General features: G+C 34.7%; 8 protein-coding genes and 1 tRNA gene. 5 read left to right on the top strand and 4 right to left on the bottom strand.

Annotated elements, in window-relative coordinates; all coding sequences use genetic code 11:
• Positions 1–290: 290 nt before the first annotated feature.
• From PMI13_RS16270 to PMI13_RS16260, 3 genes are all read right to left on the bottom strand, one after another.
• Positions 291–605: a DUF962 domain-containing protein gene (locus PMI13_RS16270; protein WP_007845702.1), complete on the bottom strand. Its 315-nt coding sequence runs from the start codon at positions 603–605 to the stop codon at positions 291–293.
• A gap of 137 nt (positions 606–742) precedes the next feature.
• A complete protein-coding gene (locus PMI13_RS16265; protein WP_007845700.1) occupies positions 743–2,419 on the bottom strand; it encodes an APC family permease in 1,677 nt (558 codons plus the stop codon).
• A gap of 115 nt (positions 2,420–2,534) precedes the next feature.
• A complete protein-coding gene (locus PMI13_RS16260; protein WP_156104474.1) occupies positions 2,535–4,772 on the bottom strand; it encodes a CocE/NonD family hydrolase in 2,238 nt (745 codons plus the stop codon).
• A gap of 238 nt (positions 4,773–5,010) precedes the next feature.
• Between PMI13_RS16260 and PMI13_RS16255 the strand changes: the two genes are divergently transcribed.
• The 3 genes from PMI13_RS16255 (at position 5,011) to PMI13_RS16245 (ending at position 9,971) form a co-directional block, all read left to right on the top strand.
• Positions 5,011–7,974, top strand: coding sequence for a tetratricopeptide repeat protein (locus tag PMI13_RS16255; RefSeq protein WP_007845696.1), 2,964 nt, complete (start codon positions 5,011–5,013; stop codon positions 7,972–7,974).
• A gap of 85 nt (positions 7,975–8,059) precedes the next feature.
• The gene (locus PMI13_RS16250) at positions 8,060–9,835 is read left to right on the top strand and encodes a TonB-dependent receptor (protein ID WP_007845694.1); all 1,776 of its coding nucleotides are present in this window, start codon (positions 8,060–8,062) and stop codon (positions 9,833–9,835) included.
• 64 nt (positions 9,836–9,899) lie between these two features.
• A tRNA-Arg gene (locus PMI13_RS16245) sits at positions 9,900–9,971 on the top strand.
• A gap of 182 nt (positions 9,972–10,153) precedes the next feature.
• On the opposite strand, the gene PMI13_RS16240 is transcribed toward PMI13_RS16245, so the two are convergent.
• A complete protein-coding gene (locus PMI13_RS16240) occupies positions 10,154–10,684 on the bottom strand; it encodes an antirestriction protein ArdA (RefSeq protein WP_007845692.1) in 531 nt (176 codons plus the stop codon).
• Positions 10,685–11,800: 1,116 nt separating this feature from the next.
• Between PMI13_RS16240 and PMI13_RS16235 the strand changes: the two genes are divergently transcribed.
• Positions 11,801–12,856: a hypothetical protein gene (locus tag PMI13_RS16235; protein WP_007845690.1), complete on the top strand. Its 1,056-nt coding sequence runs from the start codon at positions 11,801–11,803 to the stop codon at positions 12,854–12,856.
• Between the two features lie 489 nt (positions 12,857–13,345).
• Positions 13,346–13,678, top strand: a complete 333-nt coding sequence (locus PMI13_RS16230; protein WP_007845689.1) for a hypothetical protein — start codon at positions 13,346–13,348, stop codon at positions 13,676–13,678.
• Positions 13,679–13,696: the final 18 nt, after the last annotated feature.

The raw sequence follows: 13,696 nt of genomic DNA, 5'->3' as shown, positions 1-13,696 counted from the left end.
CGGGGTTTGCGAAGCAAACCCCGCCGAAACTATTTTATCCTGTGACAAATCTCCATTGATTCGAATAAATTTTGTAAATCATATCAAGAACTTTTTTACAATTGAGTTATTACAATTTATAAAAATTTGAGTCTTAAATGAAGTAAATAGTAATCTTAATCTTAATCATTTGTGCTAATCTGTAAAATCCGTGGTTAAATAAATTGATTTAGTTTTTGTCTTTTTGTAATCTATAAATAAATCTAGGGATACTTCTCAATACACTCTGCTTCGTTGAAGTGATGAAACGTCTAATTTCCTTTAAATTTCTGCTTCCCGATCAGCAGCTCAAAAAACAACCTGAAATCCGAGATGAGTGACCAAAGCGGGTATTTAAAAGTTGCAGGTTTATTCTTTTCAATGAGGGCATGACTGAACCATGCAAATCCATAACCGAAAATCGGGACGTACCATAAAAACCTTTCTTTCCCTGAATTGATCACATAAGCAATGACAGCGAATACAAGCAGTGTTCCTATAAAATGAAAAATGCGGGTACCCATTTTCCGGTGTTCAGTAAGATAAAACTGGTAAAATTCCCTATAGTCTTTTATTCTTTCAGGCATGATGGTATTAGTTTAAGGTTTCTGTGAAACTGAGAGCAATTATTCCGCCAATCTTTAAATAGAAAAAAGGTAAATCCAGATGTCCTGAATTTACCTTTTATATTTTCTGAATCAGCTTTTAAGTCTTTTTATTATCTTTAAACAGATTCTTTTCCCAGTTTACTGTTGCGGTATCCGTAGCAGAAATAGATCACAAGCCCTATGGCAAACCACAATCCGAACCAGAACCAGTTTTCATGGCTCATTCCTGTAAGGAGATATAAGCAGGAGCTTAATCCGATTAAAGGAATTAAAGAGAAATTTTTAATAAAAGTAAAGATACACAGAATCAGGTTGATTACAATGAAAACAAAGATAGAAGCTCTGAATTCACCTTCTTTAGGGTCATTCCAATCCATCAGGTTGTAGAAAAATTCCGGCTGCCAGAAATAAAAACCGATTATTCCACCGATAAAAATTACCGGGAATATGATTTTACCGTTGATGTAAGGAAGATGAAATCTACCTTTGATTTTTTCTTTTGCAGGAAGCATCAGCACTCCGGCACAAACCAGCACGAAAGCGAAGATGGTTCCGATACTTGTAAAATCAAGAATAAAGGTTTTATCTGTAAACAGGATAGGAACTCCTACTGCAATACCGGTAATGATGGTAGCGAATGAAGGGGTTTTATATTTCGGATGTACGGTTTTGAACTTTTCGGGCATTAATCCGTCGCGGCTCATGGCATACCAGATTCTTGGCTGGCCCATCTGGAAAACCAGCAATACGGTAGTGATCGCAACAATAGCTACAAACGAAACGACAAGTTCCATCCAGGCTACATTGGCATTTGACTTTTCAAATATAAATGAAAGCGGATCCCCGATACCGTCAAATTTTCTGTAATCAACCATACCTGTCAGTACCAATGTCAAAGCAATATAAATTACCGTACACAATACCAGAGAGATAATCATCCCTTTCGGTAACGTTTTTTGTGGGTCTTTTGTTTCTTCGGAAAGCACACTTAATGCATCAAAGCCAATATAAGCAAAGAAAACTCCGGAAACCGCACTCATTACGCCGGCAAAACCGTTTGGCATGAAAGAAGCTACCTGTGTCTCTGGATTTACAGGGGTCCAGTTATCTGTATTTATATAAGCGAAGCCTACGAGAATAACTAAAACAATAACTGCCAGTTTTAAAATAACCAGAGAATTATTGAAGTTTTTACTTTCCTTTACTCCGATATAGCAAAGCCAGGTAATCAATCCATTGATCACTAATGCAGGAATATCAACAATGAATTTTAAACTCCCGATTAGCGGGGCTGTTTTCCATGCATTAAGCAGTTCTTTATTTTCAGAACCGTTCAGAAAGGCTTTTTTTGCTTCAGTATAGCTGCAGGTCAGGTAATCCGGAATATGCATTCCCAGACGCTCTAAAAAACTTGTGAAATAGTCTGACCATGAGAAAGCAACGTAGATGTTTCCGAATGAGTATTCCATAATTAATGCCCATCCGATGATCCAGGCGATCAATTCTCCGAAACTTGCATAAGCATAAGTATAGGCAGAACCTGCTGTCGGAATTCTGCTTGCAAATTCAGCATAGCATAATGCTGTAAATCCACAGGCAAAGCCACAAATCAAATATAACAGAATAACTCCGGGGCCGCCTCTGAAAACTGCTTCACCTAAACTGCTGAAACTTCCTGCTCCAATAATAGCCGCAATACCAAAAAAAACGATATCCCAAACACCTAAAACCCTTAAAAGACTGGTAGATGTATCTGTTTCTGAATAGTTTTTCCTTCTGAAAAGTTGATTCATTCAATGTTTATATTTGAGTTTGAAAAAAAGCAAATGTAATGAAATTTTATTTTGATGGTAACAGTAGTTAAAATATTTAAGTAAAAATGCAACGGTTTAAGCAAATCGATAGCTTTTATTCTTTGTAAACAGGGATTTCCACATAGCTGTCATTATACCATTTTATCTCTAAAGGTTCACCAGAATCCTGTATGGTTTCATCACTTACATCTTTTCCCGTTCCGTAATTGATCTGCCAGGCAGGATTTTTGTTAACACCGACTACCAATAGCAATTTGCTTCCTTTCTCCACCTTCTTGCTGATGAATATTGAATTGTGTATAGGGATTTGCTCAGTTTTACCGGGTTCAAGAAGTTGTCGTACAGCATTGTCTTTTGCATAGCTGGCCCTTACCATATGGGTTGATAATAAAAATGACTTACCGTCCGGCTGTATCTGGTACAAATAAGTGCCGGTATCAAAATCTTTTTTATTGATAGCAACATTAAAAATCCCGGCCAGGTTTCCACTGATGATAAGATCTTTATGTAAAACCTCACTTTCAAAATAAACCGAATGCGTTGTTTTTATACTGTCTTTTTTGCTGACAACATAATAGGAGTCCTTTTCATCCCGGTTTTTAAAATTGACCGTTTGTTTTGTGAAAGTTTTATTCACAGGCTGAGTAAAAACAGAAGGACTGTTCTTGTGATCCAGAAGATAAAATTTAATCGTTGATGTATGCATTTTTTCAAGATCCGGAGCGTGTTTCCAGGTATTGGTATTCATCACCTGAAAATTGACCTTATCTTTTAAAATTTCCGGCTTTTTACCGTTTTTCAGAATATAATCAAACCATGAAAAAGCAAGGTCATCAATACTTATTCTGGCTACGGGATCTATTGTATTGCCATTGACAACCGTAAACCCGAAACTCTGCGCACCTCCGTGATTATAGGGTCCGATTACCAGATAATGATTTGCATTTTTGTTGTATTTATAATGTTCCTTAAAATAATATAAAGCACCTATCTGGTCATCATCATAATATCCGGTGGTGGTAAGTATGGGAATATTTATTTTAGCAAAATCTTCCTTGTAAGGAACCATTTTCTGCCAGTATTGGTCATAGCCGGGATGATCCAGCCATCTCTGGAAAATCTTATTCGGCTTGCCGCTTATGGTGTCTAAAGCCCTGAATGATTTTCCGCTTTTATACCATGCGGTATTGATAGAATCCCATTTTGTGAAATTATTAAAATCAGCTTCATCAGTTAATTTGTTGTTGGTGACATAATTGATCCATTGCAGCATATAGCTCATGAAAATATTATTTTGAGCAGGGTAGTCGATTCCTATTCCCACGGCAACCTGCGGAACAATTGTTTTTAAGGCAGGGTGCAATTTCTTTACAGCTCCCCACTGACTGAATCCCAGATAACTTCCGCCTATCATTCCCACTTTTCCATTGCTCCAGGGCTGTTTGCTGATCCAGTCGATAACATCATAAATATCCTCTGATTCGTGCTCAAAAGGCTCATTTTCATCATCGCTGTTTCTTTTGCCACGTGTATTGACAACAGCTCCTACGTAATTATAGACCGCAGCTCTTTTTCCAAAAAAAGCATCGAACTGTCCTGCATAGATATTATTGGTAAGAATGACAGGAAGCGGAGATTTGTTTTCTTTTTTTCGGACAATGGTAATGGTCAGGGTATGCCCGCTTTTTGTTTTTAAATCTCTAGTTTCTATAATGAATTCCTCCTGGTCTTTTAATGCCAGGAGTTGCATAATCTGAGGTTTAATATTCGAATAAGTTTTGTAATTTAAATAACTTTTACACAATGCCAAAGCTGAGCTGTAATCTATACTGTCCTTATCTTTTTGTTTGCTGAGCGCTTTTCTCAGAAGCTTTCTGGTATCATTGACATTACCGTCAAAGGCAATTCCTATTTTAGTAATTAATTGATCTGAAAGGCCGTTGTATATTTGATTGAAAGATTTTTGCAGTGCAGCAGGGAAAGTTGTCTTATCTTTCTGTTCATTTAATTTTGCCAGACTATAGACTTCCAGTGCAATGTATTTATTTCCGGCCATATTGTGATCGGCATATTGCTTCCTGTATTCCGATAAGGTGTTTATTGATTGGGTATAATCTTTTGCTATAATTTCCAGACGGAAGAGATTGTCTAAAAAATCAACCTTGTTTTCCGGTTTTTGTTTCAATGCCTGTTTTGCAATGACTTTTAAAGCAAGTTCAGGCATTTCTTTTTCCAGAATAATGCTGTCTTCCACCGCCGTTCCCGGAAAGTGAAATTTTTGAGCCTGCACCAGACTGATAAATAATAATGCTAAAAGTATCTTAATTTTCATGTAATGGTATATTTTTAGATGGTGTAAAACAAGGGTCTGATCAAATTTTTTTCTGATCATATTGTGCTAAAATTTTTTAAACTTTTGGCATACTAAATTAATCAATTTTTATCATGATGTAGTGAAATGTATATGAATTGATATTTTAGATTATTAACCCTTTTAAAACTTGCTTAAACAATAAGTTTTTAATATTTTCGTTAACTTATATAGACTAATTTTTTTATTCAAATAAAGAATGAAATCAAAAAAAATACTTTTAGCAGCTGCTGTGTTTTATTTCGGAATTTCCGAAGCTCAACAGTCTCAATACTTTACCCAAAAGGAAAATTACAGGTTCAATCTAGCCGAAAATCTTTACCAGACCAAAATATATAATGCTTCCCAATACGAATATGCACGACAGTATTTCTATAATCAGAATCTGTCGAGATCGAAAAAGGAAGCTGCGCAGTTTTTTGATAACGTAATCGGGGTAATTCTTCAGAAGAATCATGCAGAAGAAGGATTAACCGCTTTTATGAAAGAATACCCGAATTCTGCTTATTTTGCTCAGGCAAATTTACCTTTGGCAGATTATTATCTGGCAAAAAAAGATTTTGAAAAGGCGTTGGAAACCTTGAAGAAAGTAAACCAGTACCAGCTTTCAAAAGAAGAAAATACCCAATACATCCTGAAATTAGGCTATGCCAAATTCATGATGGGAGATTCCAAAGGAGCAACCGATGCCCTGGAAGAAGCTTACAAAACAGCTGATGAATCTCAGAAAGGGGATATTGCTTACATGCTGGGACATTTGTATTATTCCAACAGGCAGAGTGACCAGGCATTCCGGTATTTTGACTCTATTAAAGACCAGCCTAAATATTCGAAGCTGGTTCGTCCTTATTACGTGCAGATGTATTACAATGATAAGGATTATGATAAAGCCATTTCAGAAGGAAATTCTTTGTTGAATGAAGATCTTTCAGATTCCTACAAAGCTGAGGTTCATAAGATCATTGGAGAAAGTTATTTCATGAAAAATGATTATACTTCGGCTTATCCGCATTTAAAAGACTATCTCAGTGTTCAGCAGAACCCTTCTGAAAATGATCTGTATGAAATGGGGTTTGTGGCAGCACAGCTAAAAAAATATGATGAAGCGGTTTCTTACTATAACCAGCTGATCAACAGTAATTCCGCATTAGCCCAGAATGCATACTATCAATTGGGAAATGCTTACCTGGCGGTAGGTAAAAAACAGGAGGCTCTTTCAGCATTCCGTTCTTCTTACCAGATGGATTATGATGCGAATGTGAAAAAACTGGCTCATGAGCAATATGCAAAATTGGGATATGATATCGGTAACCCTTTTGAGAATCCGTCAACGGTGATTCAAAGCTACATCAATGAAAACCAGAATGCTCCTAACGCAGCAGAAATGAGATCGCTTTTAGTAAAATCTTACCTGTATTCCGGAAACTTTAAAGAAACACTGAATGCGATTGACAGGCTTCAGAATTCAACACCTGATATTGATAAAGTAGACCAGGAGGTTTCTTATTTACTGGGAACAGAAGAATTCAATAAAGGGAATTTCGATGAAGCAGAAAAATATTTCCTGAGAAGCTTAGAATTCAATATTAATAAAGAATTTAACAGCAGGGCTTTATACTGGCTTGCTCAGACGTATTATCAGAAAGGAAATTATCCGTCTGCGATTGTACGTTATGAAAAGCTTCTTAACGAGACCTTCCCTGAAAAGCAGCAATTGCCATATGATTTAGGCTATGCTTACTTTAAATCTAAGAAGTTTGATCAGGCCCAGATTTATTTCAAACAGTATCTGAGCAATCCGAAACCTGAATTTAAAAATGATGCGGAACTTCGTTTAGCAGATATTCATTATGCGAATAACGACCTTAACGAAGCAATTGCCATTTACGATAAAAATGAAGATGCCACCGATTATACCTTATACCAGAAGGCCATGGCTTTAGGGTTTAAAGGGGATACCCAGGCAAAAATCAATAATTTAAAGACACTTTTATCCAAATATCCGGATTCTGAATATTATGATGATTCCCAATATGAAATAGGAACGGCTTATGCCGATCAGGATGATTATGTCAACTCAAGCGATTATTTCTCAAAACTGATCAAAACATCTTCTGATAAAGATTTAATTGCCAATGCCTCTATTTACAGGGCTCAGAACTATATTGACCAGAACCAGAGCGATAAAGCACTTTCTGAACTGAAATCTTTGGGGGAGCAGTATAAAAATACAGCGTATGCACAGAAAATTGTACAGGCTGCCAAACCGATCTTTACTAAGAACGGGGATGTTTCAGGATATGAAAATTTTGCTAGGAATGTCGGAGTGAATGTAGATGCTGCCGAAATTGATGAAATCAACCTTTCAACAGGGAAACAGTATTTCACGAAGAAAGATTACAAGAATGCTATTTCCTACTATGAAAAATATTTAACTCAGAATCCAACGGGAGATGGCCTGTATCAGGCCAAATATGAATTGGGGGAAAGCTATTACCAGACGAATAATACAACTAAGGCATTGCTGGTATTACAAGAGGTTGCTGATGTTCAGAATGATTACCAGGATGATGCTGAAACCCGTTTAGCACAGATCTATGTTGCCCAGGGGAACTCTGCTGAAGCTAAAAAATATCTTGAGAATATTAAAAACTCTTCGAATATCAACATTAAGAACTACGCAAATGTAGAGCTGATGAAGATGTATGCCGAAGAAAAGAACTTCTCGGAAGCTGAAAAACTGGCAGATGCTGTAATCGCCAATAATAAAAACTCTGCAGCAGTAATAGAAACTGCAAAAGTGATCAAAGCGAGAAGCCTTATGAATGCAGGAAAAGATAAAGATGCCCAGACCGCTTATACTTCCCTTGAGAAATCTTCAAACACTGAAGTGGCGGCGGAAGCTTTGTATGCAAAAGCATTCTATCAGAATAAAGGAAAAGCATTTAAATCTTCTAACGAAACAATATTCAAGCTGGCCAATAACTATGCTTCAGAAGAATATTGGGGCGCAAAAGCTCTGGTATTGCTGGCGAAAAACTATATCGGCCTGAAAGATAACTACCAGGCAAGCTATACCTGCGACCAGATCATCAACAATTACAAGGATTTCCCTGAGATTGTTGCAGAGGCAAAAGAGGTTAAGAAAATGATTAAGAAATAAATGTACTGTTGTATTCATGTAAAAAGTATTCGTGGAAAAATTATCATGAATACATTTTACTTCAATACTTAAATACAAAAAAATAATGAACAAAAGAATTCAATTATTATCCATATTACTTTTAGGGGTTTCGCAGATTGCGTTTTCCCAGATCAAAGAAGAAAAGCTGGTTCTTAATAAAAAAAGAGAGCCGGAAGTTAAAAAAATCGAAAAGAAAAAAACGTCCGTGGAAACAATTAAGAATTATCCACCGGAAGAGAAATCCCAGAATCCTGTACAATACAAGATTACAGATGTACCTGCGGTTTCCGATTTTAAAACTTCCACCATTCAGGGTGAAGATGTAGCTCCGAAATTCCAGGGGAGTGCCCAGAACAACTATATACAGTTCGGAATGGGTAACTTCGGAAAAATTTTAGGGGATGCCAATATTTCCAAAACGTTGGACAATAAGCTGGAAGTTGGAATAGACGCCCATTTTCTTTCAACTCAGGGACTGAAAAAAGAATATCTGTGGGATTCCAAGCAGAGTTCAACCACTTTGGGTGCTTTTGTGAATTCTTACGGGGATAAAGGGAAATTTAACCTGAATGCTGAATATGGCTTAAACAGCTATAATTATTATGGTATTTATGCTTTAGAGCCGGGAGATGTTGATCTGGACCAGAGAGTCAATCAGTTTAAGGTAAACGGGTATTATGATTTTTATTCCAATGAAATTTTAAATGACGTAAGGGTAAAATCTTCGTTTTTAAAAGATCATTTTGATGCACAGGAAAATCAGGCTTCCATTTTGGCTAATTTATCTAAACATGCGATTGAGATCGGTAAGTCAGGGATTAATCTGAATGCTGATTTAGGAATAGGTATGGAAACTGTAAAAACTGATTTTGCAATCAGGGAAAAAAATTCATCCAACTTTTTCAATACAAGCTTATCTCCGAAAGTTACTTTCAGAAAAGGGGATTCATATTTAATGCTAGGTTCTTCATTCTCTTTCCTGAATGCTAAAAATTCAAATGATGTGATGGAGCAAGTGAAAAATAATAAAACTTATTGGTTTCCACAGGCTGAGTTCCAGTTTGCAGCGGCAAAAGAATTCAAATTTTACGGTGGGGTAGATGGTGGTTTAAAACTGAATACGTATGGTGATTTACTGCAGCAGAATCCATTTATTGTTTCAGATCAGATGTTGAGACCTACGCAAACGAAATATCATTTTTACGCAGGTTTAAGAGGTGATATTGATGAAACGGTGAAGTATGATGTTTCTGCAGGCTACGGAAAAATGAGAGATATTCTTTTCTATAAGGCGAATGATCTGTTTAATAATGACTTTACCCTGAACCGTTCTGCGTATAATTTCGCAAATACATTCTCTGCCATTTATGATGACGGAAATGTAAGCGATATCAAAGGAAGCATCCAGTATTTCCCATTGGAAAACCTTGTTTTGGACGGGGAAGTTCAATTTACCAAGTATGATCTGAAAAATTATGAAGATATTTACAACGTTCCATTGTTGAATGCAAGCATAGGGGCAAAGTATACGATGTTAGAGAAAAAACTGATGTTAGGCTTCAAAGGAATCTTTGCAACTGACAGAACTACAAACTCTTATGCGATCGAGGCTGTTCCGGATGCCAATGCTCCTACAGGAATGGTTTATCGGTCAACAGAGGACAAAAATGACAAAGTTGGAGGCTATGCAGATTTAAATCTTTCTGCAGAGTATAAAATTCACAAAAATTTTAGTATTTTCGCGCTCGGAAATAATCTTCTAAGTTCAAAATATCAGACATACAAAGGATATAAAGTTCTGGGTGCTCAGATTGTTGGCGGTGTGAAGATCAGTTTCTAATTGAAATTATCAGTTGAGAAGGGTGCTAAAAGTATCTATCCCCAACTAAAAACTCTTAATTACCGGCTGCATAGTTTAATGGATAGAACTTCGGATTTCGGCTCCGACAGTGAGGGTTCGAATCCTTCTGCGGTCACTTTTTAATAAAAAGAGAATTTGTAAATTATTGAAAATAAAATAATTGCATTTTCTCTTTTTTGTTTTGTGCCCAAATTTCAGAAATATTCTTTTTTTAATCTGCTTAAACTTGATTTAATCTATCTGAATACTAAAAACAGATAAATTATATCTGTGATAACAAAATCTACTGAATAATTGTTAAGATCGGAAATAATGCCCGTTACTCTCAAAATAATCATACATAATGTTACGGGCTGTTGCATCCCAATCAATACAAACAAAGCTAGGGAGATTGAAAGGTATATCATCTTCGTATAACCAATGTACAAAATCAATATCCGAATTGAACCAACCGTAGTAAAAATTATTTACATACTCATAGGCACTTTGAAAATCCATGTCTAAAAAGTTGCTCAAAACAGCTTTAAAAACCTCTGTATCATGCCCTGATTCATTTATTTGCTCGGCAATCTCATAAATTTCGGGAGATAAAAAACTTTCCCCTATCAATCCCAATTTTTCAAATAGTTCGAAACCCTCATAATCCTGAAACATAAATTCGGGGTCTTGTTCGTCTTCGTGCAATTCGTGCATTGCTTCCAGTAGTTCGTCATAGCTTCCGTATTCGCTAAGGTTAAACCATTTGCCGTAAATACTTGAATTGTTGTACTTCGCATAAGTGCCACAGTAGATAGCACAATTTTGCAGACAATTTTGTAAATTTGTCATGTTGATAAGTTTTAGATACATTAAAATTTATTGATTCGCCTTGTCGCATTGCAGTGCTTCAAGGCTTTTTTATGTATATATTGAGATATATTTTAATAATAAGTCGCTCACAAAAGCAGTAGAAATATACGACAAAAAGCCCATAAACACAAGCGTTTACAACACTTTTTAACCAAAATATCAACCGTTGTTAAAAACTTTTTAACCACTCGGAGCGCAGGAAAAGTAAAACAAGTCTGAGAAAAACAAAATCCGAGCATAGGGGGCGTAACGAAAAAATCTCCTTGACGGGGTGCAAAATCCGTATATTAGGTAGAGACCCGATGCCCATGTAAAAATTTTGAAACTCGACATGGGGGGCTTTTTTACAGCAAGAGTTTGGCGGGTGGTGTAAATAGTAGACCAAGTATTATACATTTTCTCTAAACCCCGCAGACAAAACCACCACTCCTCTATACAGAAAACTACAAACCGTTTACCTTAGCCACCCGAAATGTTGGATTAAGGTTGTGAGAAGTGAGTTAGAGAGTGATAGAATAATGTTAGGATATATAGGTACTATGTAGCAGAAATCCTGAAAACACCTCTATTTACAGTAGTTTGCAGAGATTACAAAGTGAAGTTACACTTACCAATAAAAAGTAATAGATTTTTCATTATTTACGTTTATCCAGGGACTTTTTCGTTTTGGGGTAAATAGGTAGATATATATTGACAAAAATACACTTGTTATGATTCCCATTTTTTCCACATCCCGTCGAAATCATAAAGATTACTTACCTAAGGCATAATAAACTTGTAAAAATTTTCAAAATGAATCAAATCTTGTAGTTTATAGCGAACAATAACTTATAAAACTATTGTAGATAGAGTAATATCCTTAGTTTCTACAGATATGATATAATTTCCACTAGTGTATTTTAATCATAAAATAACATTAAATTGTGCCCATACAAAAAGAAGCAAAAATAATTCATATTTTATCACTGAAAATCAAACAATTACACACATTAATTCATAAACGTTAAAAAAAATTAGTGCAATATTTATTGTTAATATTGGCGCAATGCGTAAATTGAGGCGTTATCTGCAATATTAAAAAAACTGTACAACCAATTGAACAAACTCATCCGAATTTATAAATCTATCAAATTTGAAAGAATTATAGACTTTCTTTTATATTTAATAATAATTCAAATAGGAATTTTTTGTTATGTACTTTTAATAAATAATGATAGAGTTGAATTAAATGGAATTCTTGAAATTGTATTAACAGTAAATGGTCTATTTTCTGCAATTTTAATAACTTATTTTTTCTCTAATATCTCTTGGGCAAAATCACTCAAATTAGAAAAATATAAAGAAGTAGAATTATTATCTCAGAAAATTACAAATTATCGCAGAATCTTAAACAAATTAACTCAATATTATAATGTTTGGATAAATGATGTGCAATCTAAAAGTTTATTGGAACATAATGACAATTACAAAAGAATTACATATTATGAATTTCGAATGAGTGGAATAAGTGATTATATTTCGGAAAGTGAAGAGAATATTGAACGACTAAGAGACGATATAAATTATAGTGATGTATATACTGATGCTTATTTAGCGATTGTGAGCTTAGTTCATGACCGAAAAAATGATAGGTTATATTATTCATCAAACGATTTATATGGTGATTTTGAAAGAAAGGGTATTTATACTCTTCCTTTCGTCGAGGAAGTAATTGAAATTGATCATTGCTCTATGATTTGGAACTTCTTCGATCGCTATGATATATTACATTTCAATAGAATTTCAATGGAAAATCAAGATTATATAAAAAATTGTGCAAAAAAAATAAATATAAAATATAACAATAGGAGTGTTGACGCGAATTTAATTAAGGAAATATCTGATGATATGAATGAATATTATTTTCCAGAACTACATTCATTATTAGTTTTTTTAGCAAAGGGTTTAAGCAAGCTCGATAATTTAATTTACTTATTAATACTGTTTTCTTTAATAATTGGAGTAGTTTCACCATTAATTTGCTTAATTTCAATTGATTTTCGTTTTTTAACAGAAGCAAAATGTTGCATTATAACTTTAAATATTTGCGCGCTAATTTATTTTATTATCAATTTCCATAGTATGATCGTAAAGGAAATAAAATGGATTTAAGTAAATACTGCAGATAACATAGGTAACCGTTGCACAACTCCTTAAGAATCCCCAAATCTAAAAATATCGACCTCATTACAGCCTTATTAGTGGCTGTTTTTTATGTAGGAAAATTTTATTATAGGTTTAAATAGAAATATTTTAAAGAAATAGAAGAGGCTTTGATAGGTATCTCTTTTTTATTGGTTGATGATACGCTAACCGTTGTATTTCCAATAAAGAAAACTGTCATATAATTACAAAAATTCTTATATTAGCACCTCAATTTTATCGAAAAAATAAAGCGTTAGCTTTTATTCTGTTATAGGGAATCTGGTAAATTCAAAATGTAACACGGAATAAACAGTTGATGCTCACGTCATATGGCGTGGGCTATTCTTGTTTGTGTTACAGGCTTACCAGAGCCCCCTATTGCAGATTAAGTTTAGTCCCACGCTTTCTGTATTAATAACCTTTCACTTTGGGGTTGGGTGATACAAAAAATCACTTATGAAAAAACTTATTTTTTCTTCATGTATTTTGCTTGGACAGCTTTTGTTTTCTCAAACTACAACAAAAAAGTTTAACTCATTCCAGAACCGATATGAATATTTTGATTCAAATGGAAATATGACTGGTTATGAAAAATATAACAGTTTCTCAAAACAATGGGAATATTATACAACAAATAATACTTCTCAATCTAGGCAGCCAACACAATACAGAGACCCACAACAATTAGACATTTCTGCATTAGGAAATGCTATGACAACGAAACAAAATAATTATAATTACAATGTACAGCTGAAGACTTACCCTTTTGGTAGACTTCCCTGTTTTTGAAGACTTACCCTTTTTCAA

The sequence above is a fragment of the Chryseobacterium populi genome (genome assembly GCF_000282115.1).
Lineage (GTDB): Bacteria > Bacteroidota > Bacteroidia > Flavobacteriales > Weeksellaceae > Chryseobacterium > Chryseobacterium populi.
This window is presented reverse-complemented; position numbering and strand designations above follow the sequence as displayed.

Excerpts from the sequence above, each read along its gene's own strand:
- PMI13_RS16270 (WP_007845702.1), bottom strand. The coding sequence starts at position 605 with ATGCCTGAAAGAATAAAAGACTATAGGGAATTTTACCAGTTTTATCTT.
- PMI13_RS16265 (WP_007845700.1), bottom strand. The coding sequence starts at position 2,419 with ATGAATCAACTTTTCAGAAGGAAAAACTATTCAGAAACAGATACATCT.
- PMI13_RS16260 (WP_156104474.1), bottom strand. The coding sequence starts at position 4,772 with ATGAAAATTAAGATACTTTTAGCATTATTATTTATCAGTCTGGTGCAG.
- PMI13_RS16255 (WP_007845696.1), top strand. The coding sequence starts at position 5,011 with ATGAAATCAAAAAAAATACTTTTAGCAGCTGCTGTGTTTTATTTCGGA.
- PMI13_RS16250 (WP_007845694.1), top strand. The coding sequence starts at position 8,060 with ATGAACAAAAGAATTCAATTATTATCCATATTACTTTTAGGGGTTTCG.
- PMI13_RS16240 (WP_007845692.1), bottom strand. The coding sequence starts at position 10,684 with ATGACAAATTTACAAAATTGTCTGCAAAATTGTGCTATCTACTGTGGC.
- PMI13_RS16230 (WP_007845689.1), top strand. The coding sequence starts at position 13,346 with ATGAAAAAACTTATTTTTTCTTCATGTATTTTGCTTGGACAGCTTTTG.